This is a genomic window from Allostreptomyces psammosilenae, assembly GCF_013407765.1.
Lineage (GTDB): Bacteria > Actinomycetota > Actinomycetes > Streptomycetales > Streptomycetaceae > Allostreptomyces > Allostreptomyces psammosilenae.
Genome location: NZ_JACBZD010000001.1, coordinates 251,196 through 269,676, shown reverse-complemented (window position 1 = coordinate 269,676; position 18,481 = coordinate 251,196). Strand labels below are relative to the sequence as shown.

The window sequence follows — 18,481 nt, the reverse complement described above, 5'->3', positions numbered from 1 at the left end:
GGTGGGCGAGGCAAGGAGATCGAGCGTGATGGACCATCTCGTGAGCGGTGAGGTCCGGCGGGGTCGTCGGCCGGGGCCGGCGGCGGGGCTGCTGGAGCGGGTTCCGGTGCGTCCGGTGACGGCGCCGCTGCTGGTGCTGGGGCACCGGTTGCGGCAGCGGGCGGAGGCGGCCCGGGCGGCGGGTGAGCGGGGCGCGATCAGCACGGAGTACGCGCTGGTGGTGATCCTGGGCGTGTTGATCGCCGGCGCGGTGGCGGCGGCGGTGTGGGTGGTGGTGAACAACGCCACGGACAACCTGGAGCAGGTGCCGCTGGACGTGAACGACGGGGCCGGTGGTGCCGCCGGCGGCGGTTCGGCCGGGTGACGAGCATGGGAGGCCGGCGGCTCGGGGGCGGTGTGTCGCGGTGCGCGGCGCGCCGTCCCGGGGCGGCCGGCTCCGGGCGCGGGATGACCGGCTCCGGTTCCGGGGTGCGGTGCCGGGTGCCGGGGGCGGCGGCCCGCGGTGAGCGGGGGGCGGTGTCGATGGGTGTGGCGTTCATGACGCCCATCGTGTTGGTGCTGACGCTGGCCGTGGTGCAGGCGGGTCTGTGGTGGTACGCGCGGCAGGTGGTGTTGACGGCCGCGCGGGAGGGGGCGGAGATCGGCCGGGCGTACCAGTCCTCGCCGGGGGACGGGGAGCGTCAGGCGTGGGACGTGCTGGAGCGGCTCGGTGGGGGGCTGAGCGACGTCCGGGTGAGTGTGGCGGACAGTACGCCGGAGCGGGTGCTGGTCACCGTGTCGGGGCGGGCTCCGACGTTGATCCCGGGGGTGGAGGGGCCGCGGATCACGCAGTCGGCCTCCGGTCCGGTGGAGCGGGTGGTGCTGCCGTGAGGGGCGGGATGTGTCGAACCGTTGCCGCCGAGGGGGTTGCGGCGCGGCGCGAGCGGGGCAGTGTGGAGTTGGAGACGGCGATACTCGCGCCGGTGCTGCTGGCGTTGGTGTTGCTGGCGGTGGCCGCCGGGCGGCTCGTCACCACGGCGTCGTCGGTGGACTCGGCGGCGCGGGACGCGGCGCGGGCGGCGTCGCTGACCCGCACGCCGGACGCCGCGGGGCAGGCGGCGAGTGACGCGGCGCGGATGAGCGTGGAGCGTCAGGGTCTGGGATGCTCCCCCTCGGTGGTGGTGAACACCGACGATTTCGCCGGTTCGGGTGATCTTCCGGGCTCGGTCACCGTGACGGTGTCGTGCACGGTTCCGTTGGGCGACCTGGCGCTGCCGGGTCTGCCGGGGAGTCGGACGCTGACCTCGGAGTTCACCTCGCCGGTGGACCGCTACCGCGGGGTGGCGGGGTGAGCGGCGGTGTCGCGGGGCGGTGCCGGGCCTCGTGGTCCGCGTGGGACGTGCGGGACGTGCGGGACGTGCGGGACGTGTGGCGGTTGGGGGGCGTGCCGGGCGCGTGAAGCACGCGGGGCGCGTGGGAGCGCGCCGGGGCACCGGGGCGTGTGGAGGTGTGGGCGTCGGTCGATGATGGTCGACGCGTCAGGCCGGTCGGCGGGCAGGCGCCGGTCCGGCAGGCGGGGTGGGTCGCCGGTCGCGGCCGACCCCGGGAGGAGTTGCGGCAGGAGGGCCAGGATGCTGGGGACAGCGCCCGCACCGGATCGGTGCGGCGGCACCGCGGCCGGGCCGGCGGCGCCGGTGGTGGCGGCGGCGCGGGCGGGGGTGGGCGACGCCCGCGGCCGTGCCGGGGACGGCCGCGCCGACGGCCTGCCGCGGGGCGGTGCGGAACGCCGGGCCGCGGCACGGGCCGTGGGTCAACGGGGCGTGGGTCGGCGGGCCGTGGATCGAAGGGCCGTGGATCGGCGGGGCCCGGGACGCCGGGGCCCGGTACCTCGGGTGTCGGCGCGCCGGGCCGGGTGGGCCGGCGCCGGCGCGGAGGGCCGGGAGCGCGGCTCGGTTTCGGAGCGCGGCTCGGTCTCGCTGTACGTCGCGGTGGTGGCCGCCGCCCTGCTGGCGGTGGTGGCCCTGGTGGTGGACGGCGGTGGGCGGCTGCGGGCCGTGGAGCGGGCCGACGCGCTCGCCCAGGAGGCGGCCCGCACCGGCGGTCAGCAGATCGACGCCTCGCTCGCCATCCCCGGCACGGCGATCGTGCTGCGCGAGGACGCGGCGGTGGCCGCGGCCCAGGACTACCTGGCGGCGGCCGGGGTGACCGGTGAGGTGGTGGTCTCCGAGGACCTGCGCTCCCTCACGGTGACCGTGCGGGACGAGTACCGCCCGGCCTTCCTCGGCATGCTCGGATTCAACCAACTGACCGTCACCGGGCGCGGCTCGGCGACGCTCGTTCCCACCGGCGCCGTCGGAGGCACGGCATGACGACGACACAGAACCCCCGTGGCGGGGCACCGAACTCCTCCCCCGCGCGGTCCGCCGCCCGGGCCGCGTCCGGTCGTGGTTCCGGCGCCGGCTCCGCGGTCCTGCTGCTGCGGGCCCTGGCCTGCGCCGTGGCCCTGCTGGTGCTGCTGTTCGGCGTGCCGGCGCTGCTGGCCTGGGGCACCTCCGCCCTGGTCGAGGGCGGGCTGCTGGGCTTCGGCGGGGCCGGGGGCCTGTGGGAGGCGCTGAGCCGTCCCGACGACGGCCGGGTGTTCCTGGTGGCCCTGGCCCTGGTTGGCTGGGTGGGCTGGCTGGGGTTCGCGGTCAGTGTGGTGCGGGAGGTTCCCGCGCAGCTGCGCGGTCGGGCCACCCGTCCGGTGCCGGGGCTGGGGTGGAGCCGTCGCGCCGCGGTGGTGCTGGTCGGCGGCATCGTCACGGTGCTGCCCACGGCCGCCGCGGCGACCGCGGCACCGGTCGCCGCGGTGTCCACCGCCGCCCCGTTGCTTGGCGCGGGCGCCGGCCCGCAGGGCACGGCCGCACTGGCGGAGCCGGGCCAGGCGGCGTCCGGCGGTGCGGCGGGGTTCGCCGCGGCCGAGACGGGCGGGGTGCGGGCGTGGGCCGACGAGGGCGCGGCCGGGCACTCCGCGAGCACCCAGCTGGCCTCCGCGCTGCCCGGCGCCACGGCGCTGCCCGCCGGGGCGCACCAGCAGACGTCCACCGGGCCGGAGCACGTGGTGCGGGACACCAGCCCCGCGGAGTCGCTGTGGCGGATCGCCGAGACGCGGCTGGGCGACGGCACGCGCTGGCGGGAGATCGCCCGGTTGAACGACGGGCGGGTGATGGACGACCAGGGCCGGGTCTTCGACGCCGACCAGCCGATCCAGCCGGGGTGGGTGCTGCTTCTGCCGGCGGACGCCGCGCCGCTCCCGGAGGGTTCGGGGGCCGCGGACGGTGCGCCGGGCGGTGGCCGGGGCGGGGCGGAGGCGCCGCAGACGGTGACGGTGCGGCCGGGCGACTCGCTGTCGTCGATAGCCGCGCGGGAGCTGGGGGACGCGGACGCCTGGCCGGAGCTGTTCGCCGCGAACAGCGCGGAGCAGGCGGGTGGGGTGCTCACCGACCCCGATCTGCTCAGGCCGGGGTGGGAGCTGACCATCCCGGGCGGTGACGGGGCGGACGCCGGGCCGGGCGGCTCGGGCGGTGGCGCGGAGCAGGGGGCGGAGCAGGGCGAGGCCGGCGACGAGGGGGCCGGCGCGGACGCCGGGCAGCCGCCCGCCGCCGAGGCACCGGAGGCGGCGCCCGGGGAGGACGCCGAGCCGGAGGGGGCCGGCGCGGGAGACCCGGGCGAGGCCGAGGGCGACGCCCCGGCGCCCGCGGAGGACGGCCAGGCGGCCGGGGAGCAGCCGGCGCCGGAGGACGGCCAGGCGCCCGGGGCCGCCGAGCCGGACGCCGAGCAGGCGCCGCCGGAGCAGGCCGGCGGGGAGGCCGGCGATCCGGCGCCGGCCCAGGTGCCGCCGCAGGACGGCGGGGAGGACCGGGCGGCGGCCGAGGAGACGGCGCCGACGGCCGCTGAGGAGGGCCCCGAGGGGCCGGACACGCTGGCCATCGCCACCACCGGCGCCGGTCTGCTGCTCGCCGGTTTTCTGAGCACCCACCTGTACCGGGCGCGGGTGGTGCAGCAGCGCCGCCGGCGGCCGGGGCAGCGGATCGCCATGCCGAGCGGCGACGCGGCCGACTACGAGACGTCGCTGCGTGCCCAGCCGCTCTCCCCCTTCGACGAGGTGGACCCGCTGTGGGAGTGGGACCTCGATCCGGAGGTGGACACCACGCCGCCACCCCCGGCGCACCCCGACGGCCGGCTCGACCCCCTGTTCGACGACGGCGACGGCGAGGGCGGGGACGGCGCCCCCGCCGGCGACGACGCGGACGGCCGGTCCGGCTGGGCCGGCGCCGGAACCGACGGCGACGGCGAGGCGCGGCACGCCCCGGGCGGCACGGCCGGGCTCGACGAGGTGGCCCCGCCCCTGGACCTGGACCTGTGGGCGGTGGACGATCCGGCGAGCACGGCCGCCGGCCTCGCGGCCGCCACCGGCGTGGCCGCGGACGGCGGCAGGCACGGCGAGCACCTCGAATACGGCGAGTACGACGAGCACGGCCGGAAGGCCGCGGACGAGGCGCCGGTCGAGCCGGCCGCCGACGGCTGGGAGCGGCCCGCCGCCGGTGACTCCGGTGACTCCGGTGACTTCGGCGGTGCCGAGGAGGCCGACGGCGGCGCGGCCGGGCGGGGCCACCGGGGGCAGCGCGCCGGCCGGTCCTCCTCGCGCCCCGCCGCCCGGACGCCGGCCGGACCACTGCCGCCGCCCCACCAACTGGTCGACCGCGCGCTGCGCGCCCTGGCCTCCACCTGCGCCGCCGACCGGCGCGCGCTGCCCGCCCTGACCGCCGTGCGGATCGACGCCCGCGGCCAGGCGGTGCTGCACCTGGAGACGGCGGCCGAAGCCGTTCCGCCGTTCCACTCGCTCGGCCCCGCCACCCAGTGGTGGTGCTCGGCCGCCGACACCGGGGCCGTCGGCGAGGCGGCGGAGGGCTCCGGGCCGGCGGGCGCCCCGGACCCGTACGCCGCGCCGTCCCCGTACCCGGCGCTGGTGCACGCCGGGGACACCTCCACCGGTGAGCCGGTGCTGCTCGACCTGGAGTCGCTGGGGCTGCTGCGGGTGCGCGGCCCGCGCGCCCAGGCCCGGGCCGTGGTGCGTTCGCTGGCCGCGCAGCTGGCCGGCAGCACCCTCGCCGACCACCTGCGCATCGCGCTGGTCGGGGTCGCGCCGGAGCTGGCCGGCACCACCCTCGGCAGCGACCGCGTCCGGGTGCACGACGGGGTGGAGGACGCGCTGCGGGCGCTGCGCGACCACGACGCCGCGCTGCGCCGCACCCTGGACGAGCTCGGTCTGCCGGACGCCCGGCACGCGCGCGGCCTGGGCATCGCGCCGGACGCCTGGGTGCCGCACGTCCTGCTGTGCGGCCGCCCGCTGTCGGCCGAGGAGCACCTGGCGGTGCGTCGGCTGCTCACCGACCCGGCGCGGACCTGCCTGGCGGCGGTGACGCTGGCGCCGCAGCCGGAGGACGAGCGCCTCGAACCGGACGACGACCCCGGGCTGCCCGCCGCCTGGTACCTGGACGCCGAGGGCGGGCCGACCCGGCTGCCCGGCCTGGACGTCGACCTCGCGCCGCGCCGCATCGGCGAGAGCGAGTACCGCCGGTTGCTGGACCTGCTGCGCACCACCATCGCGGAGGACGTGCCGGCGCCGGCCTGGACGGGCGAGGCCAACCGGGACGAGCAGTGCTTCACGCTGCCGATCACGGTGGACGCGGCCTCCAGCCTCACCCCGACGGCCTTCCCGCACCTGCCGTTCGCCCCCTCCGGCGAGCAGTGGTCCAGCGGCTACTGGAGCGCGGAGCCGTCCGCCCCGGTCGGGCGGCTGCCCCGGCCGCGGACGGCCGCCGACGAGATCGTGCCGTGGGAGACGGAGGAGGACGCCACGGCCACCTGGGGGCGGGAGGCGCGCCCGTGGGAGGCGCGCCCCGACGGCCGGTCGGCCTCCGCCACCGCCACCGGGGCCGGCACCGAGGCCGGCACCGGGGCGGGGACCACCGCCCGCTGGCCGGAGTTGTGGGACGACGGCGAGGCGGGCCCGGCGACGGCGGAGGTGCCCGGCTGGGGCGCGGACGTCGGCGGGGCGGCGTACGACGCCGCGGTCCGCCACGGGGCGCCGGCCGACGGGGAGGCCCCGGAGGCCGCGCCGTACGACTGGGCGGCCGACGACCGTCCGGACGCGTACGACACCGGCGGCTACGGCTACGCCGGCGACACCCACGCCGAGGCCGGGTACGGCGGCGTGGACCACGGCGCCCGGGCCCACGAGCGGCTTCACGCGACGGACGCCGCGCGGTACGCGGCCCCGGACCCGGACCAGGACCACGCCCGCGGCGGCCACCGGGAGGAGACGCCGGACGCCGGCCCGGCGCGGGACGCCGACGGCTGGGACGGCCGGCGGGAGTGGCCCCGGCTCGCCGAGCCCTGGGACGGGCCGGGCCAGGACGACGAGGGCGCCGTGGCCGAGGCCGGCGTCGAGGGCGTCGCGCCCTTCCTCGGCGTGACGGACCGCGTGAACGGCACGGACGGCACGGACGGCACGGAGCGCGCCTGGGCCGAGGAGCCCGCGGCGGCCGGCGAGGAGTGGGGCCGGCCGGCGGCGGGGCCCGCCGTGGGATCCGCCGCCGCCGGCACGGCGCCGGTCGGCGACCCGCGGCACGACCAGGAGGCCGCGGCCGACGGCGCGGCGGAGGCGTCCGCGGAGGCGTCCGCCGTCCCGGCGGAGGCCGGGGAGTCTCCGGTGGCTCCGGCGCCGGTGAGCCCCGGGATCGGGGAGTCCACCGGGCGGAACGACCCGCTGGACTGGGTGCCGGAGTTCTTCCCGCTGTCGATCACGCCGCTGGCCGCGCCGCTGGGAACGGCCTCCGAGCCGCCGAACCGGCCGCTGCGGCCGGTGTGCGGCACCGGGGACGAGGCCGGCCGCGGCTCGCGCGGGCGGCGCAGCGCGGTCCTGGCGACGCTGACCTCGCTGGCGCCTCCGTCGGAGCGCAGCCGCGGCCCCCGGGTGGACGTCCTGGGGCCGGTGCAGGTGACCGGCACGACCGGCAGCATCGACCCGATGCGGATGCAGCAGCTGACCGCGATGGCCGCCTACCTGGTGCTGCACCCCCAGTGCCCGCCGCAGTCGCTGGACACCGTGCTGGGCGGCGCGGGGCCGATGCTGAACGGTCGCCCGCTGGGCGGCCCGGCGGCGGCCGGCGGGGCGACCAGCCGGGCCCGCGCGGCGGCGGTCGGCCGGCTGCGCGAGTGGTTCGGCAGCGGCGAGGACGGCCTGGCGCACCTGCCGGTCGGCACCACTGCGCTCGGTTTCGCCGACTCGGTGGGGTGCGACTGGGCGGAGTTCCAGCAGCTCTACCTGGAAGGCATGCGGGCGGACGACGAGACCGGCGACCAGTGCCTGGCCGCCGCGCTGTCCCTGGTGCGGGGCCGTCCGCTGGACGGCGCGCTGCACGGGCCGTGGGGGTGGACCGAGCCGGCGCGGCAGGAGATCATCTCGGCGGTGGTGGACGCCTCCTCGGCGCTGGCCCGGCGGTTGATCACGCGTGGCGACCACAACGCGGCGGAGGCCGCGATCCGGCGGGGCCTGCTGGCGGCGCCGGAGGTGGAGACGCTGCACCGGGGGCTGTTCTACGTGCTCGCCATCGCGGGCGAGACGGACCAGTTGGTCAGCGCGGTGGAGCGGCTGCACCGGATCAACAGCCGGCTGGGGCTGGACATGGAGCCGGAGACGGTGCGGCTGCTGCGGGAGCTGCTGGACCAGGGCGCCGCGTAGCCGGCGCGGGCCACGAGGGGCGCGGGCCGTCGGGCGGTCGACCCGGCGGCCCGCGCCGCTTCGGCCCGCAACGATGGCCGGAACGCAGGGGCACAACCGGTCGGGCAGGCCACGGGGCGGCACGATCCCGGTGAGCCACCACCGCGGCGTCCGCCCGGGCTCGGGGTCCGTTCGAGGAGGCGATGGTGTTGGGCGTTCCGGAGCCCGGTGGGCTGCCGGGGGTGGGCGTGGGCGACGGCGCGGCCGGCGCCGGCGGGCCGCACGGTCCGTTGCCGGAGGACGCCCGGATGACCTGGTCGCAGATCGGGGCGGCGCTGCGCGCGCGGGCGGTTCCGCTGTCGGCGCTGGCGCTGCTGGGCTGGGCGCTGGTGGCGTGGCGGGTGGGCGCGCGGGCCGACGTCGTGGCGCCGGCGTTGCTGCTCGGCCTGCTCGGGCCGGCGCTGACCGTGGTGGACGTCGCGCACCAGCGCCTGCCGGACCGCCTGGTGCTGCCGGGGGCCGCCCTGGTGACGGTGGCCGGGGCGGTCGGGGCCCTGGTGCGCGGGGACGCCTCCGCGCTGTGGCGTTCGCTGGCGGCCGGCGGGGTGCTGCTGGCCGGGTTCGCCGTGCTGGCGCTGCTCGCGCCGGGAGGCGGTTTCGGCCTGGGCGACGTGAAGTGCGCCCTGCTGGTGGGTCCGGTGCTGGGGTGGGCGGGGTGGCCGGCGGTGGCGCACGGGGTCCTCGCGGCCTTCCTGGCCGCGGGGGTCGTCGCGGCGGTGCTGCTGGCGGCGGGGATCCGGGGCAGGGCGCTGCCGTTCGGGCCGTTCCTGTTCGCCGGCACGGCGCTCGCCCTGGCGCTGAACGGGCCGCCCACGCCCTGAGAACCGGACCGCGCCCCTCCCGTTCGGTGCGGCGCGGCGCCCCGGGAGCGCCCTCGCCGGCACGGTGGGGGGCCGTGCGCCGGGTCGGTGCGCCCGCGCGTGCACGGGGTGACGCGTCATCACCACACGGTGTTCCCAGGGGGCCTGGCGCATCGGCGTGCTGACAGGGCATCGTTGGGGGACAGCGCTCGGGTGGGAGCGGCGAGCCACAGGGGAGGACAGCATGACGAGCAACGGCGGGCGCCATCGGCGTCCACGGAACAGCACGGCTTCCCGTTGGGTGCGGGCGGCCGGAGTCACCGGCGCCGGAGCCGCCACTCCCCTGCTGGGAACGCTCACCGGGCTGGACGCGGCGCAGGCGGCGCAGCACGTGCGGCCGGCGGCCACTCCTACGCCGCAGGACGACGCGGCCGGTGCCGGCCTCGGTGCCGGCGGCGACACCCGCCCGGCCGCCGCCGGCACCGGCACCGGCACCGGGAACGACGTCACTCGGCCGGCGACGGCCGCCCCGCGGACCGCCCCCGCCGAGGGCGGGGTGGTGCCGGCGTCGACGCCCAGCGCGCAGGGCGGTCGGGGCGCGGCGTTGACCCTTCGGACGGCCTCGGCGACGGTGCACGTCGTGGTGCCCGGGGACACGCTGTCCGGGATCGCCGCCGAGCGGGGCGTGAGCGGCGGATGGGCGGCGCTGTACGAGCGGAACCGGTCGGTGATCGGCCGCAACCCCAACCTGATCTTCCCCGGTCAGCGGCTGGAGCTGACCGTGGGCGGCGCGCCCCGGCAGGAGACCCCGGCGTCCGCGGAGCCGGCCGAGCAGCCGGAGGAGGCGCCGGAGCGGGTCTCCGACGAGCGGCCCTCCCGGGACGACGCCGACCGCGCGGCGGAGGAGCAGCGCCAGGAGGAGGAGCGCCGGGCGGAGGAGGAGCGGCAGCGCGAGGAGGCCGAGCGGCAGGAGGAGGAGCGGCGGCGGGAAGAGGAGGAGGCCCGGCGGCGCGAGGAGGAGGAGCGGGCGGCGGCGGAGGCCGCGGCGGCCGCGCAGGCGCCGCAGTACGTGGCGCCGGTCAGCGGGTACGTGCTGACCGCCTCGTTCGGCCAGTCCGGTTCCCGCTGGGCGAGCACCCACACCGGTCAGGACTTCGCCGTGCCGACCGGCACGCCGGTCAAGTCGGTGGCGGCCGGCACGGTGGTCTTCGCGGGCTGGAACGACGCCTACGGCTACCTGCTGAAGATCAGGCACGCGGACGGGACGCAGACCTGGTACGCGCACAACTCGGGCCTGCTGGTGGCGAAGGGTCAGGAGGTCTCCGCCGGCCAGACCATCGCGCAGTCGGGTGCCACGGGCAACGTCACCGGTCCGCACCTGCACTTCGAGGTGCGGCCGTCCGGCGGCAGTCCGGTGGATCCGCGCGCCTGGCTGCGGGCCCGTGGGATCACCATCTGACGACCCTCCGGGGTGGCACGCCCCGCCGGGCCGGCCGGGACCGGCCCGGCTGGTGCTGCTGGGGTCGCCGGCGGCCGACCGCGCCTTCCACGGTTCCGCCGCGAGCGGGGCCAACCTGGCGATCGTCGCCGACCGGGTGCCACCGGCGGTGTTCACCTTCGGGGCGGGGCGCGGCTGTGTGCCGGTGACCGCCCGGGGTGGGGCGGAGGCCCAGGTGGCGCTGGTGCGGGAGGCGGCACGGGCCCGGGATCCGCTGCTGGTGTACGTGACGGGGCACGTGACCACGGCGCGGCGGCGGACCCGGCTGTACCTGGCGATGGAGCCGAGCACCCGGTTGAACGCGCGGGTCACCGGGCTGCCGTTGGACTGGGTGGTGGGGGCGCTGACGGCGGGCGCCGGTCCGGGGCGGTACGCCCGGCCGGCGGGTGCGGTGGGGCCGTCGGCGCCGCCGCCGGGGCCGCTGCTGGTGCTGGACGTGACGACGGACCCGGACAGCTGGGAGGAGATGGCCCGGCCGGACAGCGCGCTGCGGCGGTTCGTCGAGGCGCCGGGGGTCGCGGTGTGGGGACTGGTGTGGCAGCCGAGGTCCCGGCGCCGCTTCCGGGCGGCGCTGGTGGACGGGGTCACGCCGTGGACGCGGGCGTTCGTGGAGCGCGTGGTGGCCGGGACCGCGGGCGGCGCCGGGGTGCTGGCGCCGCGGTCGCTGCACGAGGCGGTGGCGGAGGAGGTCGCCGACCGGGTGCGGGGGCGGGCGTCGGCGCGTGGCCGGCTGCTGTTCCTCGGGCCGCCGCCGGCCAGCCGGAACGGCGTGCTGCTGCACAACCCGGCGGCGGTGCGGGGGGCGCTGCCGTCGGCGCGTCTGGATCCGGCCCTGCTGGCGGAGCTGCGCCGCGCCCCGGAGCGGCCGCAGCGGCCGGCGCGGGCGGAGGAGCCGGGCCGGGACGGGGAGCCGGGCCGGGACGGTGAGCCGGGGGCGGGCGGCCCGTGGCCCCGGTAGCGGGCGCGGCGGGAGGAGCCGGGACCGGGCGACCGCCGGGGCGGCCGAAACCCCGGGCGCGTCACGGCTGGGCGGACTTTCGACGACATGTCAGCCATCCCCGGTGGTGGGAGTGACGTGGGCACGGCGGTTGCGTCAGCATGGCGTTCATGACGGTTGCTCTGCACCTTCCGCGCGACGGACGACCCGTGCCCACCGCAACCTACCGGCTGCAGCTGCAGCCGCGCTTCGACTTCGACGCGGCCGCGGCGGCCGTGCCCTACCTGGCCTCGCTGGGCGTCAGCCACCTGCACCTGTCCCCGATCCTGCAGGCCACGCCGGGCTCCACGCACGGCTACGACGTCGTCGACCACGGCCGGGTCAGCGCCGACCTCGGTGGGGAGGCGGGCCTGCGGCGGCTGGCCGGTGCCGCCCGGGCGCACGGCCTGGGCCTGGTGGTGGACTGCGTGCCCAACCACATGGCGGTCCCCGTGCCGCAGTACCTGTCGGCGCCGCTGTGGGGGGTGCTGCGGGACGGTCCCACGGCGCCGTCGGCGCGCTGGTTCGACGTCGACTGGTCGGTGCCCGGCGGCCGGATGCTGCTGCCGGTGCTGCGCGAACGGCTCGCCGCGGCGCTGCCCGAGCTACGGGTGGACGTGCTGGGTGCGGGGGAGGCGCGGGCGCACTGCCCGGCCGGGACGCCGGTGCTGCGCTACCACGACCACGTGCTGCCGCTGCGGCCGGGCACCGAGGGGCTTCCGCTCGCCGAGCTGCTGGACCGGCAGTGGTACCGGCTGGCCTGGTGGCGGCTGGGCCGCACGGAGCTGAACTACCGGCGGTTCTTCACCATCACCAGCCTGATCGGGCTGCGGGTGGAGGATCCGGAGGTGTTCGCCGCGACGCACGCGACGCTGCTGCGGCTGGTGGCGGAGGGGCTGGTGGACGGCCTGCGGATCGACCACCCGGACGGGCTGGCGGATCCGCGCGGCTACCTGCGCCGGCTGGCGGAGGCCGCCGGCGGTCGGTGGACCGTGGTGGAGAAGATCCTCACCGGCGAGGAGCGGCTGCCGCGGGACTGGCCGTGCGCCGGCACCACCGGGTACGACGTGCTGCGGCGGATCGACGGGCTGTTCGTGGACCAGCCGGGGGTGCGGCGGATCACCGAGCACTACCGGTGCTTCACCGACGAGGCGCGCGGGGCGGACGACGGCGCCCGGTTCGAGGACGTGGCGCGCCGGGCGACCCGGCAGGTCGTCACCGAGGAGCTGGCCGCCGAGGTGGGGCGGCTGACCCGGCTGGCGACCCGGATCTGCCAGGAGGAGCCGCTGCCCGCGCCGCCCGGCGCCCCGGAGCGCCCCTCCCCCGCCGCCGGACCGACCAGCGGGGCGGTCGCGCGGCCGGCCGGCACGCCCCGGCGGGTCTGCCTGCGCGACCACGCCCCCTCGGCGCTGCGCACCGCCGTGGAGGAGCTGCTGGTGGCGCTGCCCGTGTACCGGCCGTACGTGGTGCCCGGCGAGCCGGCGCCGGCCCGGTCCGCGCTGCTGCTGGAGCGGGCGGCGGACCCGGCGCGCTACGCCTTCCCGACCGACGCCGAGGCGGAGGCGGTGGACGTGGTGGTGGATCTGGCGCTGGGCCGGCTGGGGCGCTCCCCGGCGAAGGACGAGTTCGTGGCGCGGTTCGCGCAGACCGCCAGCGCCACCGCGGCCAAGGGCGTGGAGGACACGGCGTTCTACCGGTGGGTCCCGCTGCTGTCGGTCAACGAGGTGGGGGGCTCTCCGGAGGATCCGGGCGTGCTGCCGTCGGACTTCCACGCCTACTGCGGTTATCTGCAGCGGGACTGGCCGGTCGGCATGACCACCCTGTCCACGCACGACACCAAGCGCAGCGCGGACGCCCGGGCCCGGCTGGCGGTGCTGGCCGAGGTGCCGGAGGTGTGGCGACGGGTGTGCGGGCAGTGGGCGGCGGCGTCGCGGCGGCACCTGGTCGGCGGGCTGCCGGACCGGCACACCCAGTACCTGGTGTGGCAGACGCTGCTGGCGGCGTGGCCGGTGGACGAGGAGCGGCTGACCGGCACGGTGCTGAAGTCGCTGCGGGAGGCGAAGACGCGGACCACCTGGACCGAGCGGGACGAGGTGTTCGAGCAGGCGGTGGTGCGCTATGTGCGCGCGCTGCTGGCGGACCCGGCGTTCACCGGGCCGGACGGCGCGGTGGGGCAGCTGGTGGAGCGGCTGCGGCCGGCGGAGCGCTGTGTGGCGTTGGGCGCGCTGCTGGTGCAGCTGACCATGCCGGGCGTGCCGGACGTCTACCAGGGCGGTGAGGGGGAGCTGCGCACGCTGGTGGATCCGGACAACCGGCGGCCGGTGGACTTCGCGGCGCTGCGGGAGCGGCTGGAGCGGCTGGACGGCCCCGGCGCGGCGGATGGGACGGACGTGACGGGCGGGACGGCGCCGCCCGGGCCGCCGGAGGGCGCGGACCTGGGGACGGAGAAGCACTGGGTGACGGCGCGGGCGCTGCGGCTGCGCCGTCGGCGTCCGGAGTGGTTCGGGCCCGACTCCTCCTACCTGCCGCTGCACGGCCGTGGCCCGCGGGCGGCGCATCTGACGGTGTTCAGCCGGGCGGAGCGGGTGATCACGGCGGTGACCCGGCTGCCGGAGCGGCTGGAGCGGGCCGGCGGCTGGGAGGACACGGAGCTGCCGCTGCCCTGGCGGCCGTCCGGCGGCTCCTGGACGGACCTGCTGACCGGGCGGGCGTACCCCGGCGGTGCGGCGGTCCGGGTGGCGGACCTGTTCGCGCGGCTGCCGGTGGCGCTGCTGGTGGCCGACGGCGGCGACGCCCACGGTGGCGGCGACGCCGTCGGCGGTGCGGCGGCGGGGCGGTGAGGCGTGGTGACGGCGTGGAAGGGAGCGGGCGGATGACCAGGCGGCCCCGGCGGTTCGCGGTGTGGGCACCGGACGCGCGGCGGGTGGAGGTGGTGGTGGACGGCGAGGCGGTGGCGATGCGGCGCCGCCCGGTGGCCGCGCCCGCCCCCGCCGGCCCGGCGGTGGGCGCCGGCCGGGCCGTGGGCGCCGTCCTCGGGCCCGGGGAGCCGGGGGATCCCGGCGAGGGCTGGTGGGAGGCGGAGGTGGAGTGCGGGCCGCTGGCGCGCTACGGCTTCCGGCTGGACGGCGACGAGACGGTGCTGCCCGATCCCCGCTCGCCCCGGCAGCCGGACGGGCCGGACGGGCCGAGCCAGCTGGTCGACCACGACGCGTTCGGCTGGACGGACACGGCCTGGCGGGGCCGCCCGCTGCCCGGGGCGGTGGTCTACGAGCTGCACGTGGGCACCTTCAGCGCGGCCGGCACCTTCGACGGGGCGGTGGAGCGGCTGGACCACCTGGTGGAGCTGGGCGTGGACTTCGTCGAGCTGATGCCGGTGTGCCCGGTGCCCGGTGACCGCAACTGGGGGTACGACGGGGTCAGCCTGTGGGCGGTGCACGAGCCGCTGGGCGGGCCGGACGGGCTGAAGCGGTTCGTGGACGCGGCCCACCGGCGGGGGCTCGGCGTGCTGCTGGACGTGGTGCACAACCACCTCGGCCCGTCCGGCAACCACCTGCCGCGGTTCGGCCCCTACTTCACCGACCGGTACGCGACGCCCTGGGGCGCGGCGGTGAACCTGGACGGCCCGGGCTCGGACGCGGTGCGGGAGTACCTGATCGGCAGCGCGCTGGCCTGGCTGCGCCACTACCACCTGGACGGGCTGCGGCTGGACGCCGTGCACGCCCTGGCCGACGGCCGGGCCCGGCACTTCCTGGAGGAGCTGTCCGCGCGGGTGGACGCGCTGGCGGTCGAGCTCGGCCGGCCGCTGGCGCTGGTCGCCGAGTCGGACCTGAACGACCCCCGGTTGGTCACCGGGCGGGAGGCGGGCGGGTTCGGCCTCACCGCGCAGTGGTCGGACGACTTCCACCACGCGCTGCACGCGGCGCTGACCGGCGAGCGCCAGGGCTACTACGCGGACTTCGCGGACTACCTGGGCACCGGCGGCGGGCCGCTCGCCTCGCTGGCCCACACCCTGACCCGGGTGTGGCTGCACGACGGCCGCTGGTCGGCGTTCCGGGGCCGCACCCACGGCCGGCCGGTGGAGACCGGCCGGATCAGCGGGCACCGCTTCCTCGGCTACCTGCAGACCCACGACCAGGTCGGCAACCGGGCCCTCGGCGACCGGATCGGCGCCGCCCTGGCGCCGGGCCTGGCGGCGGCGGGCGCGGCGCTGGTGCTGACCTCGCCGTTCACCCCGATGCTGTTCATGGGTGAGGAGTGGGGCGCGGGCACCCCGTGGCAGTTCTTCACCGCGCACACCGACCCGGAGCTGGCCGAGGCGGTGCGCCGGGGGCGGCGGCGGGAGTTCGGCGCGCACGGCTGGGACGCCGGGGAGATCCCGGATCCGCAGGACGAGGCGACGTTCCTGCGGTCGAAGCTGGACTGGTCGGAGCCCGGCCGGGAGCCGCACGCCGCGCTGCTGGCCTGGTACCGCGCGCTGATCCGGCTGCGCCGCCGGGTGCCGGCCCTGGCCGACGGCGACCTGACCGGGGTGCGGGTGGCCTTCGACGAGTCGGAGCGCTGGCTGGTGGTGCACCGAGGGCCGGGCGCGCGGGTCGCGGTCAACCTGGCCGAGGAGCCGCGCACCGTGCCGCTGGGCGGCCGGGCCGGCTGGCGGGTGGCCGCCGCCTGGCCGGGCGAGGAGGCCGTCGGGCTGGACGCCTCGGGCGCCTCCTGCCGGCTCCCCCCGCACGCCACCGCCGTGCTGACGGCGGGCGGGCCTAGCATGGGCAGCGCGTGACCGAGCACCCCGGCGATCGCTTCCACCCGACGGAGGCTGGTGAGATGAGCAGAACGAACGAGGAATTCATGCTCGACGTGTTCGAGAACCTCGACGTTCCGGAGGGGGTACACGTGGAGTTCCTCAACGGCGAGATCGTCATGATGGCGTCCGCCACGGCGATCCACAACCGCACCCTGGTCCTGCTGGGTGGTCAGTTCTCCGCGGACTTCGACGCCATGGCGACCCAGGGGGTGCGGTTCTCGGACTTCCTGGACCGCCCGGAGCCGGACCTGCTGGTGACGGCGGCCGGGGCGGTCCCGGGCAACCCCAACGAGGTCCCCGCCGAGTACGCGCTCCTGGTCGTGGAGATCGTCTCACCGGAGAACCAGCGTCGGGATCTGGTGGACAAACGGAAGATCTACGCCCGGGGCGGCATCCCCTGCTATCTGATCGTCAACCCCATCGTGGGCCGCTGCACTCTGCTGACGCTGCCGGACCCGGCCGGGCGGCGGTACCGGGCCTCGCTGGAGGTCGACTACGGCGGCAAGGTGCCACTTCCCGAGCCGCTGGGATTCGACGTCGACACCGCGCGCTTCCAGCTCTACCCGCCGGAGAAGTGACGGGCGGGTAGAGCCTCCCGACGCGTGCGGTGGTCAGCCCTCGCCCGCCGGCTCCAGGCGGAGCGCGATGCTGTTGATGCAGTAGCGCAGCCCGGTGGGCTGGTCGGGGGCGTCGTCGAAGACGTGCCCGAGGTGGGAGCCGCAGCTGCCGCAGCGGACCTCGACCCGGCGCATGCCGTAGGAGGTGTCCTCCAGGTACTCGACGCGGTCCTCGGCGAGCGGGGTGAAGAAGCTGGGCCAGCCGCAGCCGGAGTGGAACTTCTCCTGGGAGCGGAACAGCTCCGCCCCGCAGGCGCGGCAGGTGTAGACGCCGACGGTCTCGGTGTCGGTGTACTCGCCGGTGAAGGCGCGCTCGGTGCCTGCCTCCCGCAGGACGTGGTACTCCTCCGGGCTCAGCAGGGCCCGCCACTCCTCGTCGGTTCGCTGGACCTCGTAACCCATGTCCTCGCTCCTTCCGGTGGGCCGTCTCAGGCCGTGACCGTGGCCTGGCCGCCGGTCTGCTCCAGCCGGGCCAGGATCTGCGGGCCGAGGGAGGTGACGTCCCCGGCTCCCATGGTGAGAACGAGGTCGCCGGGGGCGGCCATTCCTGCGACGACGTCCGGGATGTCCGCCATGGCGGGGGCGAGCCGGACCAGGCCGCCGTGTTCGAGGGCGGCGTGGGCGACGATCCGGCTGGTCACCCCGGGCACCGGGTCCTCGCGGGCCGGGTAGATGTCGGTGACCAGGGCGGCGTCGGCGAGGGCGAGGGCGCGGCCCATCTCCTCGCCGAGCTGCTGGGTGCGGCTGAACAGGTGCGGCTGGAACACGACGAGGACCCGGCCGCCGGCCGCGTTCTGCCGGATGGCCTCCAGGTCGGCGGCGATCTCGGTGGGGTGGTGGGCGTAGGAGTCGACGACCTGCACGCCGGCGGCGGTGCCCTTGAGCTGGAGGCGGCGGCGCACGCCCTGGTAGGTGCCGAGCGCCTCGGCCATGCCGGCGGCGGGCACGCCGGCGGCGACGCCGGCGGCGAGCGCCGCGGTGGCGTTGTGGGCGTAGTGGCGGCCGGGGACGGAGACGGTGAAGGCGAGTTCGGTGCCGGCGGTGGCGTCGGCGGCGCCGGCGATGTCGGTGGTGAAGCGGACCCGCAGGTCGCTGGCGAGGCCGCGCGGGGTGATGGAGTCGATCCGCACGTCCGCGTCGTCGGCGGCGCCGACGGTGACGATCCGCAGCCGGCCGGCCTCGGCCCGCGGGCGCAGCCGGCGGGTGAGCTCGCGGGCGCCGGGGTCGTCGGCGCCGACCACCAGGGTGCCGCCGGGGGTGATGCGGCCGGCGAAGGTCTCGAAGGACTCGTAGACCTCTTCCAGCGAGGCGTAGTTGGCGTGGTGGTCGAGTTCCACGTTGAGGACGATGGCGACGTCCGGGGCGTACTTGTGGAAGCTGCGGTCGGACTCGTCGGCCTCGGCGACGAAGAGGTCCCCGGTGCCGTGGTGGGCGTTGGAGCCGGGCTCGTTGAGGTCGCCGCCGATGGCGAAGGAGGGGTCGAGGCCGAGGCCGGTCAGGGCGACGGCGAGCATGCTGGTGGTGGTGGTCTTGCCGTGGGTGCCGGCGACGGCGATGGAGCGGCGGCCGTCCATCAGGCGGGCGAGGGCGTCGGAGCGGTGCACCACGGGCAGGCCGCGTTCGCGGGCGGCGAGCAGTTCGGGGTTGTCCGGGCGGATGGCGCTGGAGACGACCAGGGCGGTGGCGACCGGCGGGACGTTCTCGGCGGCGTGGCCGACGTGCACCTCGGCGCCGAGCCGGCGCAGGGCGAGGACGACGGTGGACTCCTTGGCGTCGCTGCCGGAGACCTTGGCGCCGCGCAGGGTGAGGATCTTGGCGAGTCCGGACATGCCGGCGCCCCCGATACCGACGAAGTGCGGCGCGGACAGGTCCACGGCGGCTGCGGCGGGGCTGGTGGGGGCGACGGGCGCCATCGGTTCTCCCATGGGTACGGACGCGGGGCCTGACGTGCGGGTCAGCGGGTCACCCCGCACCCTATTGCAGAA

The 18,481-nt window shown here is 77.8% G+C and carries 13 protein-coding genes; 11 read left to right on the top strand and 2 right to left on the bottom strand.

All coding sequences use genetic code 11. The annotated features are described in order from the left end of the window. Nucleotides 1–25: 25 nt before the first annotated feature. The 11 genes from FHU37_RS00970 to FHU37_RS00920 all read left to right on the top strand — a co-directional run bounded on the left by FHU37_RS00970 (nucleotide 26) and on the right by FHU37_RS00920 (nucleotide 16,457). The gene (locus FHU37_RS00970) at nucleotides 26–364 is read left to right on the top strand and encodes a hypothetical protein (RefSeq protein WP_179812336.1); all 339 of its coding nucleotides are present in this window, start codon (nucleotides 26–28) and stop codon (nucleotides 362–364) included. 83 nt (nucleotides 365–447) lie between these two features. Beyond that, nucleotides 448–870, top strand: coding sequence for a TadE family protein (locus FHU37_RS00965; protein ID WP_179812335.1), 423 nt, complete (start codon nucleotides 448–450; stop codon nucleotides 868–870). Between the two features lie 8 nt (nucleotides 871–878). After that, complete coding sequence (locus FHU37_RS00960) at nucleotides 879–1,331, top strand: TadE/TadG family type IV pilus assembly protein (RefSeq protein WP_179812334.1); 453 nt, start codon at nucleotides 879–881, stop codon at nucleotides 1,329–1,331. A 540-nt stretch (nucleotides 1,332–1,871) separates the two neighbouring features. After that, entirely contained in the window at nucleotides 1,872–2,348 is a 477-nt protein-coding gene (locus FHU37_RS00955) for a hypothetical protein (RefSeq protein ID WP_312892360.1), read from the top strand. Continuing rightward, on the top strand, nucleotides 2,345–7,765 hold the full coding sequence (locus tag FHU37_RS00950) for a BTAD domain-containing putative transcriptional regulator (RefSeq protein ID WP_179812333.1): 5,421 nt from the start codon (nucleotides 2,345–2,347) through the stop codon (nucleotides 7,763–7,765). The genes FHU37_RS00955 and FHU37_RS00950 overlap by 4 nt, the downstream gene beginning before the upstream one ends. Nucleotides 7,766–7,947: 182 nt before the next feature. Beyond that, nucleotides 7,948–8,625, top strand: a complete 678-nt coding sequence (locus FHU37_RS00945; protein WP_179812332.1) for a prepilin peptidase — start codon at nucleotides 7,948–7,950, stop codon at nucleotides 8,623–8,625. A gap of 223 nt (nucleotides 8,626–8,848) precedes the next feature. Further along, nucleotides 8,849–10,063, top strand: coding sequence for a M23 family metallopeptidase (locus tag FHU37_RS00940; protein ID WP_179812331.1), 1,215 nt, complete (start codon nucleotides 8,849–8,851; stop codon nucleotides 10,061–10,063). A 52-nt stretch (nucleotides 10,064–10,115) separates the two neighbouring features. Beyond that, the gene (locus FHU37_RS28800; protein ID WP_179812330.1) at nucleotides 10,116–11,060 is read left to right on the top strand and encodes a hypothetical protein; all 945 of its coding nucleotides are present in this window, start codon (nucleotides 10,116–10,118) and stop codon (nucleotides 11,058–11,060) included. A gap of 149 nt (nucleotides 11,061–11,209) precedes the next feature. Further along, on the top strand, nucleotides 11,210–13,918 hold the full coding sequence (locus FHU37_RS00930) for an alpha-amylase family glycosyl hydrolase (protein ID WP_179812329.1): 2,709 nt from the start codon (nucleotides 11,210–11,212) through the stop codon (nucleotides 13,916–13,918). 32 nt (nucleotides 13,919–13,950) lie between these two features. Then, a complete protein-coding gene (treZ, locus tag FHU37_RS00925; RefSeq protein WP_246449506.1) occupies nucleotides 13,951–15,855 on the top strand; it encodes a malto-oligosyltrehalose trehalohydrolase in 1,905 nt (634 codons plus the stop codon). A gap of 44 nt (nucleotides 15,856–15,899) precedes the next feature. Next, nucleotides 15,900–16,457, top strand: coding sequence for a Uma2 family endonuclease (locus tag FHU37_RS00920; protein ID WP_179812328.1), 558 nt, complete (start codon nucleotides 15,900–15,902; stop codon nucleotides 16,455–16,457). A 33-nt stretch (nucleotides 16,458–16,490) separates the two neighbouring features. Here FHU37_RS00920 and msrB read toward each other — a convergent pair whose 3' ends face one another. Then, a complete protein-coding gene (gene msrB, locus FHU37_RS00915; RefSeq protein ID WP_179812327.1) occupies nucleotides 16,491–16,898 on the bottom strand; it encodes a peptide-methionine (R)-S-oxide reductase MsrB in 408 nt (135 codons plus the stop codon). A 26-nt stretch (nucleotides 16,899–16,924) separates the two neighbouring features. Beyond that, nucleotides 16,925–18,409 carry a UDP-N-acetylmuramate--L-alanine ligase gene (murC, locus tag FHU37_RS00910; RefSeq protein WP_179812326.1) on the bottom strand — a complete coding sequence of 495 codons (1,485 nt, stop codon included), beginning with the start codon at nucleotides 18,407–18,409 and terminating at the stop codon, nucleotides 16,925–16,927. Nucleotides 18,410–18,481: the final 72 nt, after the last annotated feature.

Excerpts from the sequence above, each read along its gene's own strand:
- FHU37_RS00965 (WP_179812335.1), top strand. The coding sequence starts at position 448 with ATGACCGGCTCCGGTTCCGGGGTGCGGTGCCGGGTGCCGGGGGCGGCG.
- FHU37_RS00960 (WP_179812334.1), top strand. The coding sequence starts at position 879 with ATGTGTCGAACCGTTGCCGCCGAGGGGGTTGCGGCGCGGCGCGAGCGG.
- FHU37_RS00950 (WP_179812333.1), top strand. The coding sequence starts at position 2,345 with ATGACGACGACACAGAACCCCCGTGGCGGGGCACCGAACTCCTCCCCC.
- FHU37_RS00945 (WP_179812332.1), top strand. The coding sequence starts at position 7,948 with ATGGTGTTGGGCGTTCCGGAGCCCGGTGGGCTGCCGGGGGTGGGCGTG.
- FHU37_RS00940 (WP_179812331.1), top strand. The coding sequence starts at position 8,849 with ATGACGAGCAACGGCGGGCGCCATCGGCGTCCACGGAACAGCACGGCT.
- FHU37_RS00930 (WP_179812329.1), top strand. The coding sequence starts at position 11,210 with ATGACGGTTGCTCTGCACCTTCCGCGCGACGGACGACCCGTGCCCACC.
- treZ (WP_246449506.1), top strand. The coding sequence starts at position 13,951 with ATGACCAGGCGGCCCCGGCGGTTCGCGGTGTGGGCACCGGACGCGCGG.
- FHU37_RS00920 (WP_179812328.1), top strand. The coding sequence starts at position 15,900 with ATGAGCAGAACGAACGAGGAATTCATGCTCGACGTGTTCGAGAACCTC.
- msrB (WP_179812327.1), bottom strand. The coding sequence starts at position 16,898 with ATGGGTTACGAGGTCCAGCGAACCGACGAGGAGTGGCGGGCCCTGCTG.
- murC (WP_179812326.1), bottom strand. The coding sequence starts at position 18,409 with ATGGCGCCCGTCGCCCCCACCAGCCCCGCCGCAGCCGCCGTGGACCTG.